We start from the raw sequence: 24889 nt of genomic DNA, 5'->3' as shown, positions 1-24889 counted from the left end.
CTCCTTGGGATGTCAGGATGCGGGAAAGGGAGCCGGGCGAGCCTTGGGTGCCGCCGGAAGGATCAGGGCCCAGGACAGGACCAGGGCCGCCACGACCAGGCCCAGTCCCGCCCAAAGGGCGGCGGAGATCTGGCCGGACTGCAGTGCGCCTGCCGCCGGACCGGTTCCGGCCGCCGCCGCCACGGCGACGAGAACGGCGAGCCCGAGCGAACTGCCCAGTTGATGCGCGGCGTTGACCACGCCCGAGGCCGCTCCGGTCTCATCGGGCGTCACGCCGGCCACGCCCGACTGGGTGAGCGGCGCCAGCGCGCCGCCTTGGCCCAGACCCACCAGCATCATGGGCACGGCCAGGCCGAACAGGTCAGCCTGGCTCGACACACCCCGGGCGAGGCCCAGGAAGCCCAGAGCGCTGGCCCCAAGGCTCGCGATCAGGACCGGGCCGCTGCCGAAGCGGGACGCCAGACGGGGCACGGCGAGCGCGGCGGCGAAGTTGACGAGCGTCGCAGGCAGGAAGGCGAGACCCGCCCCGGCGGCACTGAGCCCCATCACCTGCTGGAAGAACTGCGAGATGAAGAAGTAGAAGCCCACGTTCGCGCCCAGGAACAGGAGCCGGGCCGCATAGGCTCCGCTCCGCTCGCGGCTGGCGAAGAGGCGCAGCGGCATGAGGGGCGGCGCGGCGCGGCGTTCGATCCGAACGAACAGCGCCAGGGCCGTCACCCCGATCACGAGGCTGGCGAGCGTGAGCGGGTCGGACCAGCCGGCCGTGGCCGAGCGCACGACCCCATGGACGAGCGCCCCCATGCCCAGGGTCGACATCACGACGCCGGCCCAGTCCATGCGCCCCCCAAGCCGCGCCGACTCGTCGATGCAGCGGCGGGCCGCGATCAGAAGGCCCAGCCCCAGGGGCACGTTCATCAGGAACCCCGCCCGCCAGGAGACCCAGTCCGCCAGGATCCCGCCCAGGACGAGGCCCACGCTGGCGGACACACCGGCGGCGGCGGCGTAATAGGCCAGCGCCTTCGTGCGTTCCGGACCGGGAGCGAAGGTGGTCTGAAGAAGCGCCAGCGTCGACGGCGCGAGAACGGCGGCTCCCAGGCCCTGGATCGCTCGCCCGGCGATGACCCACTCCGGAGAGGCGGCCAGGCCGATCGCCAGCGAGGCGAGGGTGAAGAGGCCCAGACCCAGGAGGAACATGCGCCGCCGGCCATGCATGTCCCCGGCCCGGGCTCCCAGCAGCAGGACGCTCCCGAAGGCCAGCGTATAGATGCTCGACACCCACGAGAGCCCGACCTCCGAGAAGCCGAGCTCGGCCTGGAGCTTCTCCAGACCGGTGATGACGATGGAGATGTCGAGCACGATCAGCACGTAGCTGAGCAGGACGATGGCGAGAATGGCCTGCTTGCGAACGGGCGTCAGGGCAGCGGAGTCCGGCAGGATCATGGGAACCGACCTCTTGGGGGATGCCGATCGGAGCGCGACAGGCTCAAGACCGGTCTGCGCGGCGTTGCACCGAGGTAGTGCTCGGCAGATCATGGGATTAGGGTGCGAAATCTGATTGGAGCTATAGGAGGGGCCGAAGAATAGCTCCGCCGCGCTTGCGGTCCGATGACCGCGGCATGGCCTGGACGCGACCACGTGCTTCTTCGGACGAGACCTGGCCGGCTCTCTGGATCATCGGATCCGAAGTGCTGGGACGGGCTGGCCGCCGCCCTCGCGCGGCGGCCAGGTGGGAGCAGGGAGCGGCAGGCAGCCCGTCAGGCCGCAGCCTCGGTCAGCGAGGCCATGTCGATGACGAAGCGGTAGCGGACGTCGGATCGTTCCATGCGCTCGTAGGCCTCGTTGATCTGGTCCATGCGGATCATCTCGCAGTCGGGCAGGATGCCCTTGCGGGCGCAGAAGTCGAGCATCTCCTGGGTCTCGCGGATGCCACCGATGGGGGAACCCGCGACGCGCCGGCGGCCCAGCAGGAGGGGCACGGTGTTCATCTCGTCCATGGGCCCGACCTGCCCCACGAGGACGAGGGTGCCGTCGACGTCCAGAAGCGGCAGGTAGGGCTTGAGGTCGTGACGCACGGGCACCGTGTCGATGATGAGGTCGAACCCCGAGGCGGCTTGCGCCATGGCGTCGGCATCCGAGGACACAAGGAAGGCGTCGGCCCCGAGCTCCAGGGCGTCGGCCTCCTTGTCGGGCGTGCGGCTCAGCACGGTGACATGCGCGCCCAGGCCCGAGGCGAGCTTGACGGCCATGTGCCCGAGCCCTCCGAGCCCGATCACGCCCACGCGGCTGCCCGGGCCCACGTTCCAGGTGCGCAGTGGCGAGTAGGTGGTGATCCCCGCGCACAGGAGCGGCGCCGCGCGCGCGAGGTCGAGGCCCTCGGGCACGCGCAGGACGAACTCCTCGCGCACCACCAGATGCCGGGAGTAGCCGCCATGGGTCACATCCCCGGTAAGCCGGTCGCGGCTGCTGTAGGTGCCGGTGTTCCCCTCCCGGCAGAGCTGCTCCTCGCCCTTGCGGCACTGGTCGCAGTGCTGGCAGCTGTCCACCATGCAGCCCACGGCCACGGTGTCGCCCACCGTGTAGCGGGTGACCTCAGACCCTACGGCGGTGACGCGGCCCACGATCTCGTGGCCGGGCACGGCGGGGTAGATGGTCCAGCCCCAGTCGTTGCGCGCGGTGTGCAGGTCCGAATGGCAGACCCCGCAATAAAGGATGTCCATGGCGACATCGTTGGGCCGCAGCTCGCGCCGCTCGAAGGCGAAGGGCGCGAGGGGGGCGTCAGGGGACTGGGCGGCGTAGCCGATGGTTCTCATGCGTCGTCTTTCCAGTTGCTCGACAGGCCAGTGCCGAGGGTGATCGATCGGTTCTCAGTACCGGTGTTGGACGGGGATGGAGGAGCGATGGGGGGCGTCCTGAATGTCTCCCTTTACTCGGCACCATTCCTGCCTTGGTAGACCTGCGTCATGCCGCCATCGAGGTGATCTCGATGCCGTTGACGAAGCGGCCCGCGTCCGAGGACAGGTAGACGACAGCGTTGCCGATGTCCTCGACGGTGCCCACGCGGCCCACGAGGATCTCCCGGCTCACCCGCTCGACGTAGCGCCGAACCTGGTCCTCGTCCCGGCCCATGTCCTTGCCGTAGCCCTCGGTCGGCACCACGCCCGGGGCGACCGCGTTCACGCGGATGCCGCGCTTGCGCAGCTCGTTGGCCCAGGTCTTGGTGAAGGACACCAGCGCCGCCTTGCCGGCCGCGTAGAGGCTGAAGGCGGGCAGGCCCATGAAGGCGGTGATCGAGGTGTTGAGCACGATCGACCCGCCCTGGCCCATCAGCGGCAGCGCCGTCTGGACGGTGAAGAGCACGCCCTTCACGTCCACGTCGAAGCTGCGGTCGAAGTCCGCCTCGGTGATGTCCTCAAGGAGGATGAACCCGCCCCCGCCCGCGTTGGCGAAGACGATGTCGAGCCGGCCCTTCCCGTCGCGGATGGCATCGGCCACGCGCTGCATGTCGGCCTTGCGCGTCACGTCGGCCTGGATGGCGCGGGCGCTCGGGCCGAGGGCCGCCTGCGCCCGGTCGAGCGCCTCCTGCCGCCGTCCGGTGATGTGGACGAAGGCGCCTTCCTCGATAAGGCGGCGCGCGGTGCCGAGCCCGATGCCGGAGTTGCCCCCGGTCACGAGGGCGATCTTGCCGTCAAGCTGCATGATGACTCCTTCCAAGGCCGGCGGCATCGCGTCGCTGGCCGCCCCTCCTCTCAGCCCCGTTCCGGCGCCTCGACTCCCGAATAGGCCAGCACCTGGTCGGGCAGGCGCTGGCCCAGGACCTCGATGGCCCGCACGGCCCCGTCCAAGTCGGCCAACTCGTCGGGCGTGAACGTGACGGCCGCCGCGCCGATGTTGTCGAGCAGGTGCGCCCTCTGCGTGGTGCCGGGGATGGGCACGATCCACGGCTTCTGCACCATGAGCCACGCGAGCGCGATCTGGCCGGGCGTGGCCCCCTTCCGCTCGGCCCAGGTCCGCGCCACCTCCACGAGCTGGAGATTGTGGGGCAGGTTCTCGGGCGCGAAGCGGGTCTCGACGGCCCGGATGTCGCCCTCGGCGAAGCGGGTCTGCTCGTCGATGGCCCCCGTGAGGAACCCCACCCCGAGCGGACTCCAGGGCACGAAGCCGATGCCCAGCTCCTCGCAGGTGGGGATGACCTCCGCCTCCGGTCCGCGCCAGAGCATGGAATATTCGCTCTGCACGGCGGTGAGGGGCAGCGCGGCATGAGCGCGGCGCAGCGTGCCGAGCCCCATCTCCGAGAGGCCCCAGTGCAGCACCTTGCCCTCGGTCATCAGGTCCTGGATCGCGCCGGCCACGTCCTCGATCGGCACGGCCGGGTCGACGCGGTGCTGGTAGAGAAGGTCGATGCGGTCGGTCCGCAGGCGCTGGAGCGAGCCCTCGACGGCCCGCTTGACGTGCTCGGGCCGGCTGTTGAGTCCGGGGGACCGCACGCCGGTCTCCGGGTCGATGTTCCAGCCGAACTTCGAGGTGATGACGACCTCGTCGCGGAAGCCCTCGATGGCCTCGCCCAGGATGCGCTCGTTCTCGAAGGGGCCGTAGGCCTCGGCGCAGTCGAAGAAAGTGACGCCCTGGTCGAAGGCCGTGCGGATGATGGCGAGCATCTCGGGGCGGTAGGGGACGGTCGTCTCATATCTCCGGTGCATGTTCTGCACGCCAAGGCCGACGGAGGACACCTCCAGCGTCCCCAGCCGGCGGCGGGCAAGCGCGGGGGCTGCGGACGTCGGCGCGGCTGGCGCCGCCTCCTGACCTTGCGCACCTGCGACGGCGGGGAGAAGCGAGGCCGCCGCAGTCACTCCGAGGCCGAGCCCAAGCAGGCTGCGGCGGTTCATCGGCACGGGATCGTCCTGGGGCTCAGAGGTCATGTCGCTCTCCTGGTGAGGCGGAGCCGCCGCGCCGCGGCTGGCTCCATGACGGATGAACGTGAGATAGCCCTGGCGCATCTCCTCGATTAGACTAACGGACACGCAAGGACCTATAGGCTGGATCGATCAATGGCTCGTCGTCCCTTTGACCGGCTCCACGCCTTCGTCGCCGTCGCGACCGAGCGTAGCTTCACCCGCGCGGCCGCGCGGCTGGGCCTCGCGCAGTCGTCCCTGAGCCAGACCGTCCGCGAGCTGGAGGAGGAGTTGGGCATCCGCCTGCTCACGCGCTCGACCCGCAGCGTGGCTCCCACCGAGGCGGGCGAGCGGCTCCTGCGCTCCATCGGGCCCCAGTTCGCGGAGATGGAGGCCGCGCTGGACGCCCTGAGCGAGCTGCGGGACAAGCCGGCCGGGACCATCCGCATCACCGCCGGCGAACATCCGGCGGTGTCGGTCCTGCAGCCGGCGCTGGCCCGCTTCCTGCCCAGCTACCCCGACATCCATGTCGAGCTCATCATCGACCAGGGCCTGACCAACATCGTGGCGGACCAGTTCGACGCCGGCGTGCGGCTCGGGGAGCAGGTCGCGCGCGACATGATCGCCGTCCGGATCGGGCCCGACATGCGCATGGCGGTCGTGGTCTCGCCGGGCTACCTCTCCGGTCGTGATCCTCCCTTGGTGCCGCAGGACCTGACGCAGCATCGCTGCATCAACATGCGGATGCCCACGCACGACAGCCTGTTCGCCTGGGAGTTCGAGAAGGACGGGCGCGAGGTGAAGGTCCGGGTGGAGGGCCAGCTCACCTACAACAGCCTGGCCTTGCGTCTCAGCGCGGCGCTGGACGGCCTGGGGCTGGCCTACCTGCCCGAGCCCTATGCCGAGGCCCACGTCGCCAGCGGCCGTTTGATCCAGGTGCTTCAGGACTGGTGTCCGCTCTTCGCCGGGTATCATCTCTACTACTCCAGCCGCCGGCAGGCCTCGCCGGCGTTCCGGCTGCTGGTCGAGGCGCTGCGACAGCAGGCGGGGAGCAAGAGGTGAGCGCGGTCTCCGGAGGATGTCTGAATGACTCCGGAGCGCGACCGCAACGACCTCCATCTGCGTGCCTTCACCCGGCGATAGGGACGCTCATCGCACCTGGGTGATCGGCCCCTTCTTGCGGATGAAGGTTCCGTCCTTTGCCGTGATGTTCGTGTAGATCACCCGGTTCTCGAAATCCTCGATGTGCACGACGGTGTTTCCAGCCTTCTCGGTCCACGTGACCAGGAAGAGACCCGGTCGGAGCCTAGTGACGGACAGGCTTACGGTCTCCTGGACCTGTGGATCGAGAAGCGACGTGTACGTAGCCTCGGTCTCTGACGTGAAGTCCAGGCGAAACCTGAGATCACCTCCGAAGTCCACGTCATAGACGTGCCCTGCCGCCACGAACTCGCCTTTCGAAACCAGGTCATGCGAGTGAGTCATTCCTTCGTCCCCTCAAGGGTTGCCGTTGCGGTCCTCACGCGATGGAAGGTTCCAGGGCAGGGCCGCCAAGTCCTATTTGTCGTTGTTCCCGTCGAACATCGTGTTCCCGTTGACGGTCCTCTCAGGAACGTCCTGATCACGTCGAAGTGCTCCACGATCTTCCCGTCCTCAACGCGAAAGATGTCCACGATCGCTCGCCCGCGATCCTGCTCGCTGAGCTTGGAATTCAGGTGAAGCACCACCAGATCGCCTTCGGCAATTGCGTGATGAATCATGACATGCGACTCAGAGTTCTGTTTGAAGAAGCCTTCGAAGTCGCCGTAGAAGGCCTCCGCTCCGTTCGGAACGTTCGGGTTGTGCTGAATGTACCGGCCCCCGGCTGCTGTGACCCCTGACCTTCATCCACGTGAAACCGGAGCCGGCGGGTGACATTTGCCCGCTTGCGCGGAGGGATCCAATGGGCGATTGGCGGAACATTTCCATCGCGTGGGCGCGCGCCCACGACACCGAGCGGCGCGACCTTGAGGCCCTGCGGGCGGCGATCAAGACCGGGCTCGACAGCGGGCCGGGGTTGCCGGCCGAGAAGGTCTTCGCCGAGCTGCGGGCGCGCTACGCCGCCAAGGCGTGATCGTGGCGCGCCTGGTCATCCTTCCGGCCGCGCGGGCGGACCTCATCGAGGTCGGCGACGTCATCGCGCTCGACAGCCCCGGACGGGCCATGTCCTTCGTGGCCGAGATCGAGACGAGGATGCGCGAGGCGGCGGAGCGGCCCGGGAGCTTCCCGGCGCGCGACGAGCTGCACGAGGGGCAGCGGATGGCCTAGCACGGGCGCTACCTGATCTTCTTCGTGGAGGTGGGCGACGAGGTGCGGGTCGTGCGTGTGCTGCACGGGGCGCGTAACCTGCCCGGCCTGTTCGAAGCCTGAGCCCGAGAGAGACGCAGGCCCGCCCGGTCCTTCCACGCCTCGCGCGCGTCGTCGGCGACCCACATCATCACCTGCGCGTGGTCGGCCATGTTGCGGAACCGCGCCTCGCTCTCGTGCAAGGCCTGCACGGCCGCGCGCCGCTCGGTCACGTCCTGGCCCACCTTGACATAGCCTGTGACGGCGCCATCCGGTCCGGTGAGCGGCCGCACGATGCCCTCGATGAACACGCGCGAGCCGTCCTTCCTCATGTGCCAGCGCACGTTCGGCGCTTGGCCTGTCTCGCGAGCGGTGCGCAACTCCGCCTTGGGCACGCCGGCGGCGCGGTCCTCGGGCGTGAAGGTGATCGCGTAAGGCTGCCCGATCGCCTCGGCGGCCGTCCAGCCGAAGACCGCCTCGGCTCCCGGCGGTCAGGTCTCGATCCGGTCCTCGGCGTCGGTGGTGAAGATGGCGTAGTCCCGCGCGGTCTCCACGATGGCGCGGTAGTCCATCATCCCCGGCATGAGGTGACCGGTGGCCAGCGGACCGATGCAGGCGCCGAGTCGCATCGGACCGATGTCTCCACGACCGCCACCGTGGCCCGGCCCGCCCAGCCTGTCGGCCGCGCCTGGGCGCTGACTGTCCCCGATGTCCACGAGCGGGGCCGTGCCCTGCGTCCGCTCCGGTTCGACGACCGGACCCAGGGCCGGGGCCGACAGCGCCGCGCCGCCCTGCGGCAGCCGTCGCGCTGCCACGAGACGAGCCGTCCTTGAAGCGGGCCGTGCGCCGGTTACCTCAAGCGGGCCATGACAGCCGCTCCCCCCTCGCCAGCCGCCCGCCCCGCAGCCGCCCCGTCGCGAGCCCTCCCATCCGGGCCGCGCCCGTGAGGCCGCGGATCGCCGTCGTGGGCTCGGGGCCGACCGGGCTCTACACGCTCCAGCATCTCCTGGCGTCGTCCCGGCCCCTCGACGTGACCCTTCTGGAGGCGCAGCCCGAGGCGGGCTGGGGGATGCCCTACTCGCCCGAGCTCAACGGCCATGCGATGCTCGCCAACATCGCCAGCGTCGAGATCCCGCCCCTGACCGAGACCCTGGTCGCGTGGCTCGTCCGCCAGCCCGACGCGGAGCTCCAGCGCCTGGGCGTGCCGCGCGAGCGCATCGACGAGCGCGCCTTCTACCCCCGCGTGGTGCTGGGCGAGTACTTCCGCGCCCAGCTCGCCCGGCTCCTGGAACGGGCGGGCGCCAGCGGCCACGCGGTCACGGTGCTCGCCTCCCACGACGTCACCGACATCGAGCTGCGCGAGGCGGATGTCCTGCTCACGGCGGAGCGCCCCGAGGCCGGGCCGCTGCGCCTTGCCTTCGATCACGCGGTGATGGCCACGGGCCACACCCATTCGGACGCCACCGAGACGCGGCCGGGCTGGTTCGCCTCGCCCTATCCCACCTCGGCGCTGCGGGCCATCGCGCCCGGCCCGGTGGGCGTCCTGGGCACCTCGCTTTCGGCCATCGACGCCGCCGTGGCGGTGGCCGGGGCGCATGGCGCGTTCCTGCGCGAGCCCTCCGGCGTGCTCGGCTACCACCCCAAGCCCGGCACGCAGGAGCTGCGGCTCGCGCTCATGTCGCGCAAGGGGCTCCTGCCCGAGGCCGACTTCTTCTTCCCGATCCCCTACGAGGACAACCTCGTCTGCACGCCCGAGGCGGTGGACGCCCTCGTCGCGTCGGGCCGGCCCGACCTCCTCGATGCCGCGTTCGAGCTCTTCCGCGAGGAGCTCGTGCGCGCCGACCCGGACTACGCCGCGCGCATCGGCCTGTCCCGCCTCGACGCCGACGGCTTCGCTCCCGCCTACTTCGCCGAGCGGGAGGGGCGCGACCCCTTCGCCTGGGCGGCGCTGAACCTGGCCGAGGCCCAGGCCAACTACGCACGGGAGGTCGTGGTGCCGTGGCGCTACGCCATCCTGCGGATGCACGAGGTGATCGCGCGCGCGGTGCCGCACCTCTCGGCCGGCGATCTCGGGCGCTTCCACGCGGGCTGGAAGGCCGTGTTCGTGGACGACTACGCCACCGTGCCGCACGAGTCGATCGAGCGGCTCCTGGCGCTGCGCCGCGCCGACCGGATCGAGGTGATCCGCCTCGGCGCCGACTACCGCCTGGAGCCGGCGGAGGACGGCCCCGGCGCCCGGCTCGCCTGGGAAGGGGGCGAGCGCCGCCTCACGGCCTATGTCGACGCCACCGGGCAGCGGGCGCTCGACGCCGCCGACCTGCCCTTTCCCACGCTCCGGGCCCAGGGCGCCGTCCGGGAGGCCCGCGCCGTGCGCACGGCATGGGACGAGGAGGGCGCGGCCGTGGAGACCGGCGGCGTCGATCTCGACGCGGCGTTCCGCCCGGTGAACGGCCTGGCCCTCCACCGGGGGCTGCACCTTCTCGCCCTGCCGTTCCTGCTGCACCTGCGCCCCTTCCACCAGGGCCTCACCAGCGCCGAGGAGCTGGGCCGGACCGTGGCCCAGGCGATCCGGGCGGAGGTGGAGGGCGGAGGCCCGGCGGGACGGGAGGCGGAGCCCGAGCCGGCGGGCCTGCTCCTTCTGCCGTCCTGAGCCGAGGCCCGAGCCGAGAAGGGGCGTCCGAGGATCAGGCCCGTCGCCTTCTCGTCCTGTCAGGCCCATGACCCGGCCCGTCGGACCTGCTGGAGCGCGGCCACGACCCGCCGCCCGCGCCGCAGCCCCCGCCGCCGCTCCCCGTCCCGCTCCCGCAGCCGGCGCCCCCCGGACCTGGCTCGCGGCCCTCGCGTCCGTGCGCGTCGCCTTGGGCTGGCTCGACCCCGCGCGCCTGCCGCAGGGCTGGGACGGGTGGCGGCCGGGCCGCCCCGCCGAGTGGCTGCCCGGGTCCACGCCCTCGCGCGCCCCTCCTGATCCCGCCCCGGCTCCGACCCCGGCGCCGCGCGAGACCGAGCCGCACCGCCGTCCCGGTCGGCCAACCCGCTCCAGGGCCGCATGACGCACGTCCGCGACGGCGACACGCTGGAGGTGGCGGGCGTGCCGGTGCGGATCGCCAACCTCGACTGCGCCGAGCTCGGCACCTCCGACGGCGAAAGCGCCCGGCTGTTCCTGTTCGACCCCGCGGACGGCCAGACCCTCGCCTGCGACCTGGAAGGGCGGCGCAGCTACGACCGCGAGGTGGGCACCTGCGCCATCCTCGACCGCGATCCCGACGACCATCTGGGGCGGATCGTGTTCGGGCACCGGGACATCGAGGCTCTTCTGCGAGCCATGGAGGCAACGCCCCCGGGTCCCGAGCCGGTGCGGAAGGCCCTGTCGATCTGACAGGCGCCACGAAATCGACGGGGCTCTCGACAGGGCAGGTCATCCGATGGGTCCTGGACGGAACCCTGCCGGGCGTCGTCCGGATTGCTGCAAGCACCGGCCTTCGGCGGTTGCGCTTCGCTGTAGCGGAACTTCGGAGGAGGAGGACGGCGGAGACCCCCGGGTTGGATCGGTAGGACAGACAGGACCAGCCCGCCGTTGTCGCCTGCCTTCGGGGCGCTGGTGCTTTCCCGATGCCAGGGCCGTGAAGGTGAGCCAGGGCGCAAGTTGCCCTCCGAACCCGGCGCAGATCGCGCGCAGGTCCAGCAAGGACGTGATTACACATCCATAGGATCAACGTCTTGGGACGCCGCTCGGTGGGTTCCCTCCTCGGATTCTCAGGCCTGACCGCCGCGACCCCGGCGGCCGGGGCCTGGCCCGCCCCCGTAGGATGCGCTTCGGCGCGCTACCCATCCCCGCCCGAGGCAACCCTGATTCGCCTCTTCGCCCCCCTCGCCGGGAGCGTTGCGCGAATCGGCCCCTGACCGTTCGTTGCTGTCGGACTCCGTCAACCTGTTCCTGCGATCCTGTCCGCACGGGCCGCCCCAGGCCGCCCGGCGATTCGCAACAGGGCCCTCGGCCCGCAGGAGACAGGAGGACGCGACATGACGAACGACCCGACCCCGCGCGGCCCCGATTCCGGACCCGACCTGGGCCCCGACCTGGGACCCGACCTGGGCCCCGACTCCGGCCCCGACTCCGGCCGCGCCTCAGCCCTCCTCCGCCCCGCCCCCGGCCTCGGCGCGCACGACCTCCGTGCCCCAGGCCCGGCACCTCGCGGCGAGGTCCGGCTCCAGCCCCGCATCCGTCACCAGCACGTCGAGATCGCCCAGCGAGGCGATCCGCGCCGGCGCGCTCCTTTGGAACTTCGACCGGTCCGCCACCAGGATGCGGCGGCGCGACTGCGCCAGGATCGCCTGGTTCACGCCGACCTCCTGCAGGTCGAAGTCGAGGATGTCCCCGTCCCGGTCCAGCGCCGAGCAGCCGATCACCGCCAGGTCGAACTTGAACTGCCGGATCGTCTGCATGGTCAGCGTGCCGACGACGCCGCCGTCCGACCGGCGGATCGTCCCGCCCGCCAGCACGATCTGGCAGTCCGGGTTGGCGACCAGGATGTTGGCGACGTTCATGTTGTTGGTGACGACCAGCAGGTTGCGGTGGCCCAGCAGCTCCCGCGCCACCGCCTCCGTGCTCGTGCCGATGGACAGGAACAGCGCGCAGTCGTGCGGCACCAGCGCCGCGCAGGCCCGCCCGATGGCGGCCTTGGCCTCGCCGTGCAGCCGCCGCCGCTCCCCGTAGCCGATGTTACTCGTGCGCGACGGCAGCACCGCCCCCCCGTGCACCCGCTCGAGCTGCCCCGCCTGCGCCAGCTCCGCGAGGTCACGGCGGATCGTCTGCAAGGTCACGTCGAAGTGCCGGGCGAGATCCTCGACCGTCACCTTCCCCTGGCGGCGGGCCAGCTCCACGATCTCGGGGTGCCGAAGGGTCTGCGACATCGGTCCTCGCTTGCGGTCCGCCGCCTTCCTAGCAGCCCGCCTTGCGCCATGCGAGCGGTTCCCATGCCGCATCGCGGCAAAACGAACGGGAACGAACGGAAACGAACATGGTCGTTGACGCATCGCGAAGGCGGGTCTAGCCTTCCCTCACGTCGTGCCGGGGAGGGGCAGGGGGTGGCCAGCGATCACGGGACTCATCCGTTCGACCTCCTCGTCATCGGCGGGGGCGTGAACGGCTGCGGCATCGCCCGCGACGCCGCCGGGCGCGGCCTGTCGGTGGCCTTGTGCGAGAAGGACGACCTCGCGCAGGCCACGTCCTCCGCCTCCACCAAGCTCTTCCACGGCGGGTTGCGCTACCTCGAATTCCTCGAGCTCCGCCTCGTCCGCGAATCCCTGCGCGAGCGCGAGGTGCTGCTGCGCGCCATGCCGCACATCTCCTGGCCGCTGCGCTTCGTCCTTCCCCTCGACCCCGCCATGCGGTTCGAAAGCGCGACGCCGGTCTCGCGCGCCCTGGCGCTGGCGATGCCCTGGGCCAGGGGCCGCCGCCCCGACTGGCTGATCCGCCTCGGCCTCGGCCTTTACGACAACTTGGGCGGCCGCGAGATCCTGCCCGGCACCCGAGCCCTCGACCTCACCCGCGACGAGGCCGGGCGGCCCCTCAAGCCCAGGTTCCGCCGCGCCTTCGAATACTCCGACTGCTGGGTGGAGGACTCGCGCCTCGTCGTCCTCAACGCCCGCGACGCCGAGTCGCGCGGCGCCCGCATCCTTTCCCGCACCCGCGTCCTGTCGGCCCGCGTGGCGTCCGGCCTCTGGGAGGCCGAGGTCGAAGGCCCCGAAGGCCGCGCCACGCTGCGCGCCCGCGCCATCGTCAACGCCACCGGCCCCTGGGCCGGCGAGGTGCTGTCCCGCGCCCTCGGCCTCCAGTCGCGCGACCGCATCCGCCTCGTGCGCGGCTCGCACATCGTCACGCGCAAGCTCTTCGACCACGACCGCGCCTACTTCTTCCAGGGCACCGACGGCCGCATCATCTTCGCCATCCCCTACGAGGGCGACTTCACCCTGATCGGCACGACGGACGTGGATCACCCCGACCCCTCCGTGCCCGCCACCTGCACCGAGGCGGAGCAGGACTACCTCTGCGCCTTCGCTTCCACCTACTTCGCGCGCCCCGTCACCCGCGCCGACATCGTCTGGACCTACTCCGGCGTCCGTCCCCTCCACGACGAAGGCGGGGCCTCCGCCACCGCCGCGACGCGCGACTACACGCTCAAGCTCGACGCCGCGCCGGGCGCGCCCGTCCTCCACGTCTTCGGCGGCAAGATCACCACCTACCGCCGCCTCGCCGAGGCCGCGCTGGAGAAGCTCGCCCCCGTGCTGGGCACCGCCGCGCCGCCCTGGACCGCCCGCGCGCCGCTCCCCGGCGGCGACTTCCCCGTGGACGGGGTTCCGCGCCTCGTGGCCGACCTGCGCGCCGCCCACCCCTTCCTGACCGAGCCCTGGGCGCTGCGCCTCGTGCGCGCCTACGGCACCGACGCGCGCGCGCTGCTGTCCGGCGCGCGCGGCCTCGCCGACCTGGGCGAGGACTTCGGCGCGACGCTGACCGAGGCCGAGCTGCGCTGGCTCCGCGACAGGGAATACGCCCGCACCGCCGACGACGTGCTCTGGCGGCGCACCAAGCTGGGCCTGCGGCTCGACGCCCGCGCGGCCCGGCGCATCGACGACTGGTTCCAGGACGGGGGCCGGGACGCGGCGGCTCTCGCGCTGGCGGGGCAGGGGGGCCGGGCATGACCTTGGAGCTGCAAGGCGTGGCCAAGGCGGTGGGCGCGCGCGTCCACATCCATCCCACGAATCTCGTGCTGCGGAAGGGCAGCCTCAACGTCCTCCTGGGGCCGACGCTCTCGGGCAAGACGACGCTGATGCGGCTGATGGCCGGGCTCGACCAGCCCACGGCGGGGCGCGTCCTCTGGGAGGGGCGCGACGTGACCGGCGTGCGGGTGCAGGACCGGGGCGTGGCCATGGTCTACCAGCAGTTCATCAACTACCCGTCGATGACCGTCTTCGACAACATCGCCTCGCCCCTCCGCCTCCAGGGCCTCCCCCGCGCGGACATCGAGTCCCGCGTCCGCCGCGCCGCCGACCTCATGCGCCTCACGCCCTACCTCTCGCGCAAGCCGCTCGAACTCTCGGGCGGGCAGCAGCAGCGCACCGCGCTCGCCCGCGCGCTGGTCAAGGAGGCCGGCCTCGTCCTCCTCGACGAGCCGCTGGCGAACCTCGACTACAAGCTGCGCGAGGAGCTGCGCGCCGAGATCCCCCGCCTCTTCGAGGAATCCGGCGCGGTCTTCGTCTACGCCACCACCGAGCCCGAGGAGGCCCTCCTCCTCGGCGGCCACACCGCGACCCTCTGGGAGGGCCGCGTCACCCAGTTCGGCCCCACGGCCGAGGTCTACCGCGCGCCCGTGGACGCCGTGACCGCCCGGGTGTTCTCGAACCCGCCGATGAACATCCTCGACCTCCGCAAGGACGGCGACCGCCTCCTGTTCGGCGCCGGAGAGGCCGCCGTCCCCGCCCGTCTTGGGACGCTCCCCGACGGGCCGTATCGCGCGGGCTTCCGCGCCCACCATCTCGGGCTCGACCGCCCGGCGGGCGAGGCGCTTGCCTTCCAGGCCACCGTGCTGGGGGCCGAGATCACCGGCTCCGAGACCTTCCTCCACCTCGACCACACCGGCGCGCGCTGGGTCGGGCTCCTGCCCGGCGTCCGTCCGCTCGCGCCCGGCACGCCCGTCGCCGTCTGGCTCGACGCCGCCCACCTCCACCTCTTCGACGCCGGGGGCCGCCGCATCGGCCCCTCGCCCGAACCGATGGCGGCCTGACCCATGGCCCGGATCACCCTCCGCAACCTCGCCCATTCCTACCTCGCCCAGCCGCGCGGAGAGGAGGAGTTCGCCCTCAAGGAGCTCGACCACGACTGGGCCGACGGCGAGGCCTACGCGCTGCTCGGCGCCTCGGGCTGCGGCAAGACCACGCTCCTGAACATCATCTCCGGGCTGATCCGCCCCTCGCAGGGGCGCATCCTCTTCGACGGCCATGACGTGACCGACGCCCCCACCGCCGCGCGCAACATCGCGCAGGTGTTCCAGTTCCCGGTGGTCTACGACACGCTCACCGTGCGCGACAACCTCGCCTTCCCGCTGCGGAACCGGGGCCTGCCGCCCGCGCAGGTCGCCGCCCGCGTCCAGGCCGTGGCCCGGATGCTGGGCCTGGAGGAGTCGCTCCCCCGCCGCGCCCGCGGCCTCACCGCCGACGCCAAGCAGAAGATCAGCCTCGGCCGCGGCATGGTCCGCCAGGACGTGAACGCCATCCTCTTCGACGAGCCGCTGACCGTCATCGACCCCCAGATGAAGTGGGAGCTGCGGACCCAGCTCAAGGCGCTCCACCGCGAGTTCGGGCACACGATGATCTACGTCACCCACGACCAGACCGAGGCCTTGACCTTCGCCAGCCGCGTCGTCGTCATGCACGAGGGCCGCGTCGTCCAGATCGGCACGCCGCAGGACCTCTTCGAGAGGCCCGCCCACACCTTCGTCGGCTATTTCATCGGCTCGCCCGGCATGAACGTCCTCCCCGCGCGGGTGGAGGGCGACCGCGCCCATCTCCCCGGCGGCGCGATCCCCCTCGGACGCGGCTACGCCCCGCTCTCGGGTCGCACCGAGATCGGCATCCGCCCCGAGTTCGCGCGCCTCTCGGCCACGGAGGGCCTCCCCGTCGCGATCCGCCGCGTCGAGGACGTGGGCCGCCACCGCATCGTGCGCGCCGACCTCGGGGGCCGCCCGCTCGACATCGTGCTGCCCGAGGGCGGGCCGCTCGGCCCCGACATGACGCGGGTGACGTTCGACCCGGCCCATGTCGGCGTCTTCGCCGACGGCTGGCGCGTGGAAGGGGAGGCCGCCCGTTGAAGCCCATCGACAACCGCGCCTGGCTGCTGGTCCTGCCGGTGCTGGTCCTCGTCGCCTTCTCGGCGGTGGTGCCGCTGATGACCGTGGTCAACTACTCGGTGCAGGACAGCTTCGGCTCGAACGAGTTCTTCTGGAACGGCATCGGCTGGTTCGACGACCTGCTCCACTCCGAACGGATGTGGGACGCGCTCGGCCGCCAGATCCTCTTCTCGGCCATCGTCCTGCTGATCGAGGTGCCTCTCGGCATCCTCATCGCCCTGCACATGCCCAGGAAGGGCTTCTGGTCCTCCCTCTGCCTCGTCCTGATGGCGCTGCCGCTGCTGATCCCGTTCAACGTGGTCGGCACCATCTGGCAGATCTTCGGCCGCGTGGACATCGGCCTCCTCGGCCGCGCCGTGGCGGCGCTGGGGATCGACTACAACTACACCCGCGACGCCATCGACGCCTGGGTGACCATCGTCGTCATGGACGTGTGGCACTGGACCTCGCTCATCGCGCTGCTGGCCTACGCCGGCCTGCGCTCCATCCCCCAGGCCTACTACCAGGCGGCCGAGATCGACCAGGCCTCGCGCTGGGCGGTGTTCCGCTTCATCGAGCTGCCCAAGATGCGCGGCGTCCTCGTCATCGCGATCCTGCTGCGCTTCATGGACAGCTTCATGATCTACACCGAGCCCTTCGTCGTCACCGGCGGCGGCCCCGGCAACGCGACCACCTTCCTGTCGATCGACCTCGTGAAGATGGCGCTCGGCCAGTTCGACCTCGGCCCCGCCGCCGCCTTCTCGATCATGTACTTCCTCGTCATCCTGCTGGTCTCCTGGGCCTTCTACACCGTGATGACCAACCTCGACCGCGAGGAGGGGCCCCGATGACCGACATCCTCGCCTCCTCCGCCGCCACGGCCGTCCCCGCCCGCGCCGCCCGCGCCCGCTCCGAGAGGTCCTGGGGCAGCGCCGTGGTGATGACCCTGTATCTGCTGTTCCTGCTCCTGCCGATCTACTGGCTCGTGAACATGAGCCTGAAGACCAACAACGAGATCCTGGGCGGCTTCTCGCTCTGGCCCGTCGATCCCACGCTCGCCAACTACGCGACGATCCTCACCGATCCGAGCTGGTACATGGGCTACGTCAACAGCCTGATCTACGTCGTCCTCAACACCGTCATCTCGGTCGCGGTGGCGCTGCCGGCGGCCTACGCCTTCTCGCGCTATTCGTTCCTGGGCGACAAGCACCTGTTCTTCTGGCTGCTCACCAACCGCATGGCCCCGCCGGCGGTCTTCGCGCTGCCGTTCTTCCAGCTCTACTCGGCGGTCGGGCTCTTCGACACCCACATCGCGGTGGCGCTGGCGCATTGCCTCTTCAACGTCCCCCTCGCGGTCTGGATTCTCGAAGGCTTCATGCGCGGCGTCCCCCGCGAGATCGACGAGACGGCGTGGATCGACGGCTACTCCTTCCCGCGCTTCTTCCTCCGCATCTTCCTGCCGCTCATCGCCAGCGGCGTCGGCGTCGCGGCCTTCTTCTGCTTCATGTTCTCCTGGGTGGAGCTGCTGCTCTCGCGCACCCTGACCTCGGTGAACGCCAAGCCCATCGCCTCGACCATGACCCGCACCGTCTCGGCCTCCGGGCTCGACTGGGGGGTGCTGGCAGCGGCGGGGGTGCTGACCATCATCCCCGGCGCGCTGGTGATCTGGTTCGTCCGCAACTACATCGCCAAGGGCTTCGCCCTGGGGAGGGTGTGATGAGCCTCGACCCGCACGCCCCCTCCGGCCTGATCCCCCCGGTGGACGAGCACGCGACCGCCCCGATCCGGCGGCCCCGCGTGGCCCCCCTCGCCGCGACCCTCGCGATCCTGATGGGCGGGCTCCTGGCCTTCCTCCTCTGGGCCGCGCCGCGCACCGACGAGGGCATCAGCTGGGGCGACCCCCTGATCCCCGGCGGCTGGATGGCCTGGACGCTCGCCACCGCGCTGTTCTTCTGGATCATCGCGGCGCTGATCCTGCTGTTCCTCGTCCTCGCCCTCCGCTTCCCCGAGACGCCCCGCAAGGGCGTCCTCGGCATCGAGACGACGCGGGGCGACCGGCTCTTCATCACGCTCCTGGGCTCGGCCTTCCTGAACCTGGCCTGGCTGGGGCTCGTGGACCGCGCCCAATGGGGGGCGCTGGTCCTGTGCCTGATCTTCGCGGCGGGGGTGTTCCGCTGGGCCTGAGCAGGGGTGTTGCGCGAATCGGGCCCTGAGCGCTCGATGTTGTAGGAAACGATCAATCAGCCCCTGATAGAACGGGGGCAACACACCGGGAGGAGACCGACGATGAACCTGAGACTGAAGGGAACGACCGCGCTGGCCCTGGCGCTCGCCGCGCTGGGCGGCGCGCCCGCCTTCGCCGACATGGAGGCCGCCCGCGCCTTCCTCGACCAGACGATCCAGCGCTCGGCCCTGACCCGCGAGGAGCAGGAGGCCGAGATGCAGTGGTTCGTCGACGCCGCCCAGCCCTTCCAGGGCCTGGAGATCAAGGTCGTCTCCGAGACGATCCCCGTCCACGAATACGAATCGCAGGTCCTCGCCCCCGCCTTCACGGCGATCACCGGCATCACGGTCACGCACGACCTGATCGGCGAAGGGGACGTGGTGGAGCGTCTCCAGACGCAGATGCAGTCCGGCGAGAACATCTACGACGCCTACGTGAACGACTCGGACCTGATCGGCACCCACTGGCGCTACCAGCAGGCCCGGTCGCTGACCGACTGGATGGCGGGCGAGGGGGCCTCGGTCACGTCGCCGACGCTCAACCTCGACGACTTCATCGGCCTCCAGTTCACCACCGGCCCGGACGGAGAGCTTTACCAGCTCCCCGACCAGCAGTTCGCGAACCTCTACTGGTTCCGCCAGGACTGGTTCTCGGATGCCAAGAACATGGCCGACTTCGAGGCCGAGTACGGCTACCCCCTCGGCGTCCCCGTCAACTGGGCCGCCTACGAGGACATCGCCAAGTTCTTCACCGGCCGCGACCTGTCCCACATGGGCGTCGAGGGCGAGGTCTTCGGCCACATGGACTACGGCAAGAAGGACCCGAGCCTCGGCTGGCGTTTCACCGACGCCTGGATGTCCATGGCCGGCATGGGCGACACTGGCGAGCCCAACGGATTGCCGGTCGATGAATGGGGCATCCGCGTCAACGAGGCGTCGCAGCCCGTCGGCTCCTGCGTGGCGCGGGGCGGCGCGACCAACGACGCCGCCGCCGTCTACGCCATCGAGAAATACGTCGAATGGCTCGGCGCCTACGCCCCCCCGGCCGCCGCGGGCATGACCTTCTCCGAGTCCGGGCCCATCCCGGCGCAGGGGCAGGTCGCGCAGCAGATGTTCATGTACACCACCTTCGTGCCCTCGCTGGTGGAGCCCGGCATCCCCGTGATGAACGAGGACGGCACCCCCCGCTGGCGCCTCGCCCCCTCGCCGCACGGCGCCTACTGGCAGGAGGGCATGAAGGTCGGCTACCAGGACGTCGGAAGCTGGACGATCATGGAATCGACCCCCGTGGACCGCGCCCAGGCCGCCTGGCTCTACGCGCAGTTCGTGACCTCCATGACCGTGGACGTGGAGAAGGCCCACGCGGGCCTCACCTTCATCCGCGAATCCACCATCCAGCACGAGAGCTTCACCGAGCGCGCCCCGCTCCTCGGCGGCCTCGTGGAGTTCTACCGGAGCCCTGACCGCGTGCGCTGGTCGCCCACCGGGACCAACATCCCCGACTACCCGCGCCTCGCGCAGCTCTGGTGGCAGAACATCGGCGACGCCTCCTCGGGGGCCAAGACCGCGCAGGAGGCGCTCGACGCCCTCTGCGAGCAGCAGGAGGAGGTGCTGGCCCGGCTCGAACGCTCCGGCGTGCAGGGCGACCTCGGGCCCAGGCTGAACGAGGCGCAGGACCCGCAGGTCTGGATCGACGAGCCCGGCGCCCCTGTGGCCGAGCTGGCCGACGAGCGCGGCACCCCCGAGACCATCGCCTACGACGAGCTCATCCAGTCCTGGCAGACGCCCTCGGCCAACTGACCCGCGACCACGGCCCATGACCCTCGCGGCCCGGCGGCGACCCGCCGGGCCGTCCTCATCCCCGGAAGGAGACCACACCGCGCCATGACCCGCATCCTCGCCATCGACCAAGGCACCACCTCGTCCCGGGCGCTCCTGTTCGACGGCGGCCTGCGCCCTATTGCCGTCGCCCAGGAGGAGTTCCCGCAACTCTTCCCCCATCCCGGTTGGGTGGAGCACGACCCCGAGGCGATCTGGTCCACCACCCTCTCAACCGCGCGGCGGGCGCTCGACGGCGTGCGGCCCGGCGACGTGGCCGCCCTGGGCATCACCAACCAGCGCGAGACGACGCTGGTCTGGGACCGCGCCACCGGCCGCCCGATCCACAACGCCATCGTCTGGCAGGACCGCCGCACCGGCCCCCTCTGCGAGGATCTGGCCGCCGAGGGCTGGGCCGAGACGGTGGCCGAGGCGACGGGCCTGCTGCTCGACCCCTACTTCTCGGCGACCAAGCTCGCCTGGCTCCTCGACACGGTGGAGGGCGCGCGCGACGCCGCCCGTGCGGGCCGCCTCCTCTTCGGCACGGTGGACTCGTTCCTGATCTGGCGGTTGACCGAGGGCCGCTGCCACCTCACCGACGCCACCAACGCCGCCCGCACCATGCTTTACGACATCCGCCGGGGCGTCTGGCGCGAGGACCTCTGCGAGCGGCTCGGCATCCCCCTCGCGATGCTGCCCGAGGTGCGCGACTGCGCCGGCGACTTCGGCGTGACGACCCTCCTGGGCGGCACCATCCCCATCCGGGGCGTCGCGGGCGACCAGCAGGCCGCCACCATCGGCCAGGCCTGCTTCGAGCCCGGCATGATGAAGTCCACCTACGGCACCGGCTGCTTCGCGCTCCTCAACACCGGGCCGGACTTCGTGCGCTCCACGAACCGCCTGCTCACGACCATCGCCTACCGGCTGGACGGCCGCACGACCTTTGCCCTCGAAGGCTCCATCTTCGTGGCCGGCGCGGTGGTGCAATGGCTCCGCGACGGCCTCCGCCTGATCGACCGGGCCGAGACCTCGCAGACCTTGGCCGAGGCCGCCGACCCCGAGCAGGACGTGGTGCTTGTCCCCGCCTTCACGGGCCTCGGCGCGCCTTACTGGGACGCCGAGGCGCGCGGCGCGATCTTCGGCCTGACCCGCGCCACCGGCCCCGCCGAGCTCGCCCGCGCCGCGCTGGAATCGGTCGCGTTCCAGACCCACGACCTTTGGGCCGCCATGCGCCGCGACTGGCCCGGCGCGGCGCGGACCGTGCTGCGCGTGGACGGCGGCATGACCGCCTCCGACTGGACGATGCAGCGCCTCGCCGACCTCCTCGGCGCCCCCGTGGACCGCCCCGTGGTGCGCGAGACGACCGCGCTGGGCGCCGCCTGGCTCGCCGGCCACGCCGCCGGCGTCGTTCCCGGCCCCGAGGGCTTCGCCCGCGACTGGTCGCTCGACCGCCGCTTCGAGCCCACCATGGACGAGGCGCAGCGCCGCCATCGGCTGGCGCTCTGGGACGACGCCGTGCGGCGCGTCCTGAGCCGGTGAGGCTCCCCAGGGCCGGAGCGGCCGGATTGAGTCCGGGAACCGGGGCTGCTAAGGCCCGCATCCGCGACTCCGACCGAGGCCCCAACTTGCAGACGCCCTACTACCTCATCGACAAGGCCAGGCTCCTGCCGAACCTCGAAACCATCTCGCGCCTGCGCGAGGCCTCGGGGGCCAAGGCGCTGCTCGCCCTCAAGTGCTTCGCGGCGTGGTCGGTCTTCGACCTGATGCGCGACCACATGGACGGCACGACCTCCTCCTCGCTCTACGAGGTGAAGCTCGGGCGCGAGAAGTTCGGCGGCGAGACCCACGCCTATTCGGTCGCCTGGTCCGAGGACGAGATGCCCGAGGTCCTGGCCTGCGCGGACAAGGTGATCTTCAACTCGCTGGGCCAGCTCCACCGCTTCGCCGACCGCGCGGCGTCCAGGCCCCTCGGCCTGCGCGTGAACCCCGGCGTCAGCACCTCCGGCTTCGACCTCGCCGACCCGGCACGCCCCTTCTCGCGCCTGGGCGAGGCCGATCCCGCCGCCATCGAGCCCGTGGCCGACCGGCTCTCGGGCCTGATGTTCCACAACAACTGCGAGAACGCCGACTTCGACCGCTTCGACCGGATGCTCGACCACATCGAGTCCCGCTACGGTCCCCTGATCCGCCGCATGGGCTGGATCAGCCTCGGCGGCGGCATCCACTTCACCGGCGAGTGCTACCCGCTCGACCGGCTGGCCGAGCGTCTGCGCCGCTTCGCGGGCACCCACGAGGTGCAGGTCTACCTGGAGCCCGGCGAGGCCGCCGTGACCGGCTCCACCACGCTGGAGGTGACGGTCCTCGACACCCTGCGGAACGGCAAGGACATCGCCATCGTCGACTCCTCGGTCGAGGCGCACATGCTCGACCTCCTGATCTACAGGGAACAAGCGCGCATCGGCCCGGGCGAGGGCGACCACGACTGGATGGTCTGCGGCAAGTCCTGCCTTGCCGGCGACATCTTCGGCGAGGCGCGCTTCCCCGCGCCGCTCGCGCCCGGCGACCGGCTGTCGATCGGCAACGCCGGCGGCTACACGATGGTCAAGAAGAACTGGTTCAACGGCGTGCGGATGCCCGCCATCGCGGTGCGCGAGCTCGACGGCTCGATCCGCGTCGCTCGCGAGTTCGGCTACGCCGACTTCGTCGCGGCGCTGTCGTGACCGGGGCAGGGGACAGGACGACGGAATGACGAACCTCCTCATCATCGGCGCGGGCGGCGTCGCCCAGGTGGTCGCGCACAAATGCGCCCAGCACCTCGACGCCTTCGGCGAGGTGCACATCGCCTCGCGCCGCACCGGCAAGTGCGACGCCATCATCGCCAGCGTCCGCGACAAGGCGGGCCCCGACGCGGCGGCGCGTCTGCGCGCCCACGCCGTGGACGCGACCGACTCCTCGGCGGTGGCCCGTCTCATCGAGACGACCGGCGCGCGCATCGTCATCAACGTCGCCTCCGCCTTCGTGAACATGCACGTGCTCGAAGCCTGCCTCATGACCGGGGCCGCCTACATCGACACCGCGATCCACGAGGACCCGGCCAAGGTCTGCGAGACGCCGCCCTGGTATGGCAACCACGAATGGAAACGTGCCGAGCGCTGCGCCCAGGCCGGCGTGACCGCGATCCTCGGCGCGGGCTTCGACCCCGGCGTGGTCAACGCCTACGCCCGCCTCGCCGCCGACGAGCACCTCGACGAGGTGCGCTCCATCGACATCGTGGACATCAACGCCGGCAAGCACGACCGCTGGTTCGCCACGAACTTCGACCCGGAGATCAACTTCCGCGAGTTCACCGGCACCGTCTACTCCTGGCAAGGCGGCGCGTGGCAATCGAACCGGATGTTCGAGGTCGCCCGCGACTGGGACCTCCCCGTGGTCGGCCGGCAGAAGGCCTACCTGACGGGCCACGACGAGGTGCATTCTCTCTCGCGCCGCTTCCCCGATGCCGACGTGCGCTTCTGGATGGGCTTCGGCGACCACTACATCAACGTCTTCACGGTGCTGAAGAACCTCGGGCTGCTGTCCGAGAAGCCGGTCCGCACCGCCGAGGGCCAGGAGGTCGTTCCGCTCAAGGTCGTCAAGGCGGTGCTCCCCGACCCCGCCTCGCTCGCCCCGGCCTACGAGGGCAAGACCTGCATCGGCACGCTGGTCCGGGGCACCCGAAACGGCGAGGAGCGCGAGGTCTTCGTCTACAACGTCGCCGACCACCGCGAGGCCTACGAGGAGGTCGGCGCGCAGGGCATCTCCTACACCGCCGGAGTGCCGCCCGTGGCCGCCGCGCTGCTGGTCGCCTCGGGCGAATGGGACATCCGCCGCATGGCCCATGTCGAGGACCTGCCGCCGCGGCCGTTCCTGGCCCGGCTCGACCGCATGGGCCTGCCGAGCCGGATCGTCGAGGACGGACGGGACAGCGCCGTCCGGGCCCGATGAGGACAGGAAGGCTGGTCGCCGCCCGCCTTCGTCCGGGCGGACCGCCTCAGCTTCGTCACCATCCGCACGAGGCCTCCCTGCCGGCGCACCTCGGCCTTGGCCATGGCAGCGCGCACCTCGCGCACCGTGACCGCCGACAGGCCGCGCCGCTCGGCGATCTAGGTCAGCATCGCCCCCTCGGCCAGAGCGAGCGCGACCTCCGCCTCGGCCCGGGTCGGGCCCAGCCGCTCGCGCAGGAGCCGCGTGCCGTCCACCGCCGCCTCGACGGGTCGCGCCACCACGAGGAGCGCAGGCGGCGGCGCCCGCAGCACCAGCGGCGGTTCGGCCATGCTGGAGAGACAGCGGTAGGGCATCGCCCGGGCGAAAGCCGAAGAGCGCTACAAGGGACGTGTGCCCACCGCCAAGAAGCAGGCTGACCAGATCACGAAGCTGGCAGCGGATGGCGTGGCCAGGAAGGCGGTTGCCGAAAGGCTGAACGTGTCCGAGCGGTCGGTGCATCGGACCCTGGAGGACAGCCGGAGAAGGCTGTCTAGTCCCTGTTGCCGCATCAGGCGTGTGGAGCGAACGTGTGGGGAAGCCACGTGCGGGAGGGGTTCGTAAGAAAGATGAAAACCCTTCAACACCAAGCTTCTGGACTTTGTCGATGGGGAATGGCGGAGAGACAGGGATTCGAACCCTGGAGAGGCTTGCACCCCTAACGGTTTTCGAGACCGCCCCGTTCGACCGCTCCGGCATCTCTCCGCGGCCGAGGCGTGATCTAGTCGCCCT

At 71.0% G+C, this 24889-nt stretch carries 25 protein-coding genes, 1 tRNA gene and 1 pseudogene; 16 read left to right on the top strand and 11 right to left on the bottom strand.

Annotated features, from left to right (window positions below; translation table 11 throughout):
* Nucleotides 1–12 precede the first annotated feature (12 nt).
* From J2Z33_RS01100 to J2Z33_RS01085, 4 genes are all read right to left on the bottom strand, one after another.
* The gene (locus J2Z33_RS01100) at nucleotides 13–1440 is read right to left on the bottom strand and encodes an MFS transporter (RefSeq protein WP_209836999.1); all 1428 of its coding nucleotides are present in this window, start codon (nucleotides 1438–1440) and stop codon (nucleotides 13–15) included.
* A gap of 314 nt (nucleotides 1441–1754) precedes the next feature.
* On the bottom strand, nucleotides 1755–2810 hold the full coding sequence (locus J2Z33_RS01095; RefSeq protein ID WP_209836997.1) for an NAD(P)-dependent alcohol dehydrogenase: 1056 nt from the start codon (nucleotides 2808–2810) through the stop codon (nucleotides 1755–1757).
* A gap of 148 nt (nucleotides 2811–2958) precedes the next feature.
* Nucleotides 2959–3696: an SDR family oxidoreductase gene (locus J2Z33_RS01090; RefSeq protein ID WP_209836995.1), complete on the bottom strand. Its 738-nt coding sequence runs from the start codon at nucleotides 3694–3696 to the stop codon at nucleotides 2959–2961.
* A 50-nt stretch (nucleotides 3697–3746) separates the two neighbouring features.
* Entirely contained in the window at nucleotides 3747–4916 is a 1170-nt protein-coding gene (locus tag J2Z33_RS01085; RefSeq protein ID WP_209836993.1) for an aldo/keto reductase, read from the bottom strand.
* 129 nt (nucleotides 4917–5045) lie between these two features.
* On the opposite strand from J2Z33_RS01085, the gene J2Z33_RS01080 reads away from it, so the two are divergent.
* Nucleotides 5046–5951 carry a LysR family transcriptional regulator gene (locus J2Z33_RS01080; protein WP_209836991.1) on the top strand — a complete coding sequence of 302 codons (906 nt, stop codon included), beginning with the start codon at nucleotides 5046–5048 and terminating at the stop codon, nucleotides 5949–5951.
* An 87-nt stretch (nucleotides 5952–6038) separates the two neighbouring features.
* Here J2Z33_RS01080 and J2Z33_RS01075 read toward each other — a convergent pair whose 3' ends face one another.
* A complete protein-coding gene (locus J2Z33_RS01075) occupies nucleotides 6039–6374 on the bottom strand; it encodes a MoaF-related domain-containing protein (protein WP_209836989.1) in 336 nt (111 codons plus the stop codon).
* Nucleotides 6371–6739, bottom strand: a complete 369-nt coding sequence (locus J2Z33_RS18910; protein WP_209837479.1) for a nuclear transport factor 2 family protein — start codon at nucleotides 6737–6739, stop codon at nucleotides 6371–6373. The genes J2Z33_RS01075 and J2Z33_RS18910 overlap by 4 nt, the downstream gene beginning before the upstream one ends.
* 92 nt (nucleotides 6740–6831) lie before the next feature.
* Between J2Z33_RS18910 and J2Z33_RS01065 the strand changes: the two genes are divergently transcribed.
* Both J2Z33_RS01065 and J2Z33_RS18115 read left to right on the top strand, forming a co-directional pair.
* The gene (locus J2Z33_RS01065) at nucleotides 6832–7002 is read left to right on the top strand and encodes a ribbon-helix-helix domain-containing protein (protein ID WP_209836987.1); all 171 of its coding nucleotides are present in this window, start codon (nucleotides 6832–6834) and stop codon (nucleotides 7000–7002) included.
* A gap of 2 nt (nucleotides 7003–7004) precedes the next feature.
* Complete coding sequence (locus J2Z33_RS18115) at nucleotides 7005–7196, top strand: type II toxin-antitoxin system RelE/ParE family toxin (protein ID WP_245218368.1); 192 nt, start codon at nucleotides 7005–7007, stop codon at nucleotides 7194–7196.
* 8 nt (nucleotides 7197–7204) lie between these two features.
* Here the strand turns inward: J2Z33_RS18115 and J2Z33_RS01055 are convergent.
* Nucleotides 7205–7687 (bottom strand): annotated as a pseudogene (locus J2Z33_RS01055) (PAS domain-containing protein); the annotation flags it as partial.
* A gap of 18 nt (nucleotides 7688–7705) precedes the next feature.
* Nucleotides 7706–7843, bottom strand: coding sequence for a hypothetical protein (locus tag J2Z33_RS01050; protein ID WP_209836985.1), 138 nt, complete (start codon nucleotides 7841–7843; stop codon nucleotides 7706–7708).
* Nucleotides 7844–8157: 314 nt separating this feature from the next.
* On the opposite strand from J2Z33_RS01050, the gene J2Z33_RS18610 reads away from it, so the two are divergent.
* Nucleotides 8158–9864 carry an FAD/NAD(P)-binding protein gene (locus J2Z33_RS18610; protein WP_209836983.1) on the top strand — a complete coding sequence of 569 codons (1707 nt, stop codon included), beginning with the start codon at nucleotides 8158–8160 and terminating at the stop codon, nucleotides 9862–9864.
* 396 nt (nucleotides 9865–10260) lie between these two features.
* Complete coding sequence (locus J2Z33_RS01040; protein WP_209836981.1) at nucleotides 10261–10590, top strand: hypothetical protein; 330 nt, start codon at nucleotides 10261–10263, stop codon at nucleotides 10588–10590.
* Between the two features lie 749 nt (nucleotides 10591–11339).
* Here the strand turns inward: J2Z33_RS01040 and J2Z33_RS01035 are convergent.
* Nucleotides 11340–12125 (bottom strand): DeoR/GlpR family DNA-binding transcription regulator, encoded by a 786-nt coding sequence (locus J2Z33_RS01035; protein WP_209836979.1) that lies wholly within the window; start codon nucleotides 12123–12125, stop codon nucleotides 11340–11342.
* Nucleotides 12126–12299: 174 nt separating this feature from the next.
* Between J2Z33_RS01035 and glpD the strand changes: the two genes are divergently transcribed.
* From glpD to J2Z33_RS00985, 10 genes are all read left to right on the top strand, one after another.
* Entirely contained in the window at nucleotides 12300–13913 is a 1614-nt protein-coding gene (gene glpD, locus J2Z33_RS01030) for a glycerol-3-phosphate dehydrogenase (RefSeq protein ID WP_342454098.1), read from the top strand.
* Nucleotides 13910–14995 carry an ABC transporter ATP-binding protein gene (locus tag J2Z33_RS01025; RefSeq protein ID WP_209836974.1) on the top strand — a complete coding sequence of 362 codons (1086 nt, stop codon included), beginning with the start codon at nucleotides 13910–13912 and terminating at the stop codon, nucleotides 14993–14995. The genes glpD and J2Z33_RS01025 overlap by 4 nt, the downstream gene beginning before the upstream one ends.
* 3 nt (nucleotides 14996–14998) lie before the next feature.
* The gene (locus J2Z33_RS01020; protein WP_209836972.1) at nucleotides 14999–16078 is read left to right on the top strand and encodes an ABC transporter ATP-binding protein; all 1080 of its coding nucleotides are present in this window, start codon (nucleotides 14999–15001) and stop codon (nucleotides 16076–16078) included.
* Entirely contained in the window at nucleotides 16075–16947 is an 873-nt protein-coding gene (locus J2Z33_RS01015; RefSeq protein WP_209836971.1) for a carbohydrate ABC transporter permease, read from the top strand. Before J2Z33_RS01020 ends, J2Z33_RS01015 begins: the two co-directional genes overlap by 4 nt.
* On the top strand, nucleotides 16944–17813 hold the full coding sequence (locus J2Z33_RS01010) for a carbohydrate ABC transporter permease (RefSeq protein WP_209836969.1): 870 nt from the start codon (nucleotides 16944–16946) through the stop codon (nucleotides 17811–17813). Before J2Z33_RS01015 ends, J2Z33_RS01010 begins: the two co-directional genes overlap by 4 nt.
* 203 nt (nucleotides 17814–18016) lie before the next feature.
* Complete coding sequence (locus J2Z33_RS01005; RefSeq protein ID WP_245218439.1) at nucleotides 18017–18280, top strand: DUF2160 domain-containing protein; 264 nt, start codon at nucleotides 18017–18019, stop codon at nucleotides 18278–18280.
* Nucleotides 18281–18382: 102 nt separating this feature from the next.
* Nucleotides 18383–20119 (top strand): ABC transporter substrate-binding protein, encoded by a 1737-nt coding sequence (locus tag J2Z33_RS01000; protein WP_209836967.1) that lies wholly within the window; start codon nucleotides 18383–18385, stop codon nucleotides 20117–20119.
* Between the two features lie 84 nt (nucleotides 20120–20203).
* Nucleotides 20204–21676, top strand: coding sequence for a glycerol kinase GlpK (gene glpK / locus J2Z33_RS00995; protein ID WP_209836965.1), 1473 nt, complete (start codon nucleotides 20204–20206; stop codon nucleotides 21674–21676).
* Between the two features lie 86 nt (nucleotides 21677–21762).
* Nucleotides 21763–22857: a carboxynorspermidine decarboxylase gene (locus tag J2Z33_RS00990; RefSeq protein WP_209836963.1), complete on the top strand. Its 1095-nt coding sequence runs from the start codon at nucleotides 21763–21765 to the stop codon at nucleotides 22855–22857.
* Between the two features lie 25 nt (nucleotides 22858–22882).
* Nucleotides 22883–24121, top strand: a complete 1239-nt coding sequence (locus J2Z33_RS00985; RefSeq protein WP_209836961.1) for a saccharopine dehydrogenase family protein — start codon at nucleotides 22883–22885, stop codon at nucleotides 24119–24121.
* 158 nt (nucleotides 24122–24279) lie between these two features.
* Here J2Z33_RS00985 and J2Z33_RS00980 read toward each other — a convergent pair whose 3' ends face one another.
* Complete coding sequence (locus J2Z33_RS00980) at nucleotides 24280–24450, bottom strand: hypothetical protein (RefSeq protein ID WP_209836959.1); 171 nt, start codon at nucleotides 24448–24450, stop codon at nucleotides 24280–24282.
* A 61-nt stretch (nucleotides 24451–24511) separates the two neighbouring features.
* On the opposite strand from J2Z33_RS00980, the gene J2Z33_RS18905 reads away from it, so the two are divergent.
* Nucleotides 24512–24721, top strand: a complete 210-nt coding sequence (locus J2Z33_RS18905) for a helix-turn-helix domain-containing protein (protein ID WP_209836958.1) — start codon at nucleotides 24512–24514, stop codon at nucleotides 24719–24721.
* Between the two features lie 51 nt (nucleotides 24722–24772).
* Here J2Z33_RS18905 and J2Z33_RS00970 read toward each other — a convergent pair.
* A tRNA-Ser gene (locus tag J2Z33_RS00970) sits at nucleotides 24773–24862 on the bottom strand.
* Nucleotides 24863–24889: the final 27 nt, after the last annotated feature.

Origin of the sequence: Rubellimicrobium aerolatum (assembly GCF_017872975.1) — a bacterium.
Classification (GTDB): Bacteria; Pseudomonadota; Alphaproteobacteria; order Rhodobacterales; family Rhodobacteraceae; genus Rubellimicrobium; species Rubellimicrobium aerolatum.
The sequence above is the reverse complement of the archived record's forward strand: the minus strand, read 5'-3'. Positions and strand labels throughout refer to the sequence as shown.

Bases quoted from the DNA above. Each gene is read 5' to 3' on its own strand.
- J2Z33_RS00980 (WP_209836959.1), bottom strand. From the start codon at position 24,450: ATGGCCGAACCGCCGCTGGTGCTGCGGGCGCCGCCGCCTGCGCTCCTC.
- J2Z33_RS01100 (WP_209836999.1), bottom strand. From the start codon at position 1,440: ATGATCCTGCCGGACTCCGCTGCCCTGACGCCCGTTCGCAAGCAGGCC.
- glpK (WP_209836965.1), top strand. From the start codon at position 20,204: ATGACCCGCATCCTCGCCATCGACCAAGGCACCACCTCGTCCCGGGCG.
- J2Z33_RS01075 (WP_209836989.1), bottom strand. From the start codon at position 6,374: ATGACTCACTCGCATGACCTGGTTTCGAAAGGCGAGTTCGTGGCGGCA.
- J2Z33_RS01005 (WP_245218439.1), top strand. From the start codon at position 18,017: ATGGCCTGGACGCTCGCCACCGCGCTGTTCTTCTGGATCATCGCGGCG.
- J2Z33_RS01010 (WP_209836969.1), top strand. From the start codon at position 16,944: ATGACCGACATCCTCGCCTCCTCCGCCGCCACGGCCGTCCCCGCCCGC.
- J2Z33_RS01040 (WP_209836981.1), top strand. From the start codon at position 10,261: ATGACGCACGTCCGCGACGGCGACACGCTGGAGGTGGCGGGCGTGCCG.
- J2Z33_RS01020 (WP_209836972.1), top strand. From the start codon at position 14,999: ATGGCCCGGATCACCCTCCGCAACCTCGCCCATTCCTACCTCGCCCAG.
- J2Z33_RS01090 (WP_209836995.1), bottom strand. From the start codon at position 3,696: ATGCAGCTTGACGGCAAGATCGCCCTCGTGACCGGGGGCAACTCCGGC.
- J2Z33_RS00985 (WP_209836961.1), top strand. From the start codon at position 22,883: ATGACGAACCTCCTCATCATCGGCGCGGGCGGCGTCGCCCAGGTGGTC.
- J2Z33_RS01025 (WP_209836974.1), top strand. From the start codon at position 13,910: ATGACCTTGGAGCTGCAAGGCGTGGCCAAGGCGGTGGGCGCGCGCGTC.
- J2Z33_RS01065 (WP_209836987.1), top strand. From the start codon at position 6,832: ATGGGCGATTGGCGGAACATTTCCATCGCGTGGGCGCGCGCCCACGAC.
- J2Z33_RS01000 (WP_209836967.1), top strand. From the start codon at position 18,383: ATGAACCTGAGACTGAAGGGAACGACCGCGCTGGCCCTGGCGCTCGCC.
- J2Z33_RS01085 (WP_209836993.1), bottom strand. From the start codon at position 4,916: ATGACCTCTGAGCCCCAGGACGATCCCGTGCCGATGAACCGCCGCAGC.
- J2Z33_RS01050 (WP_209836985.1), bottom strand. From the start codon at position 7,843: ATGCGACTCGGCGCCTGCATCGGTCCGCTGGCCACCGGTCACCTCATG.
- J2Z33_RS01080 (WP_209836991.1), top strand. From the start codon at position 5,046: ATGGCTCGTCGTCCCTTTGACCGGCTCCACGCCTTCGTCGCCGTCGCG.
- J2Z33_RS01095 (WP_209836997.1), bottom strand. From the start codon at position 2,810: ATGAGAACCATCGGCTACGCCGCCCAGTCCCCTGACGCCCCCCTCGCG.
- J2Z33_RS01035 (WP_209836979.1), bottom strand. From the start codon at position 12,125: ATGTCGCAGACCCTTCGGCACCCCGAGATCGTGGAGCTGGCCCGCCGC.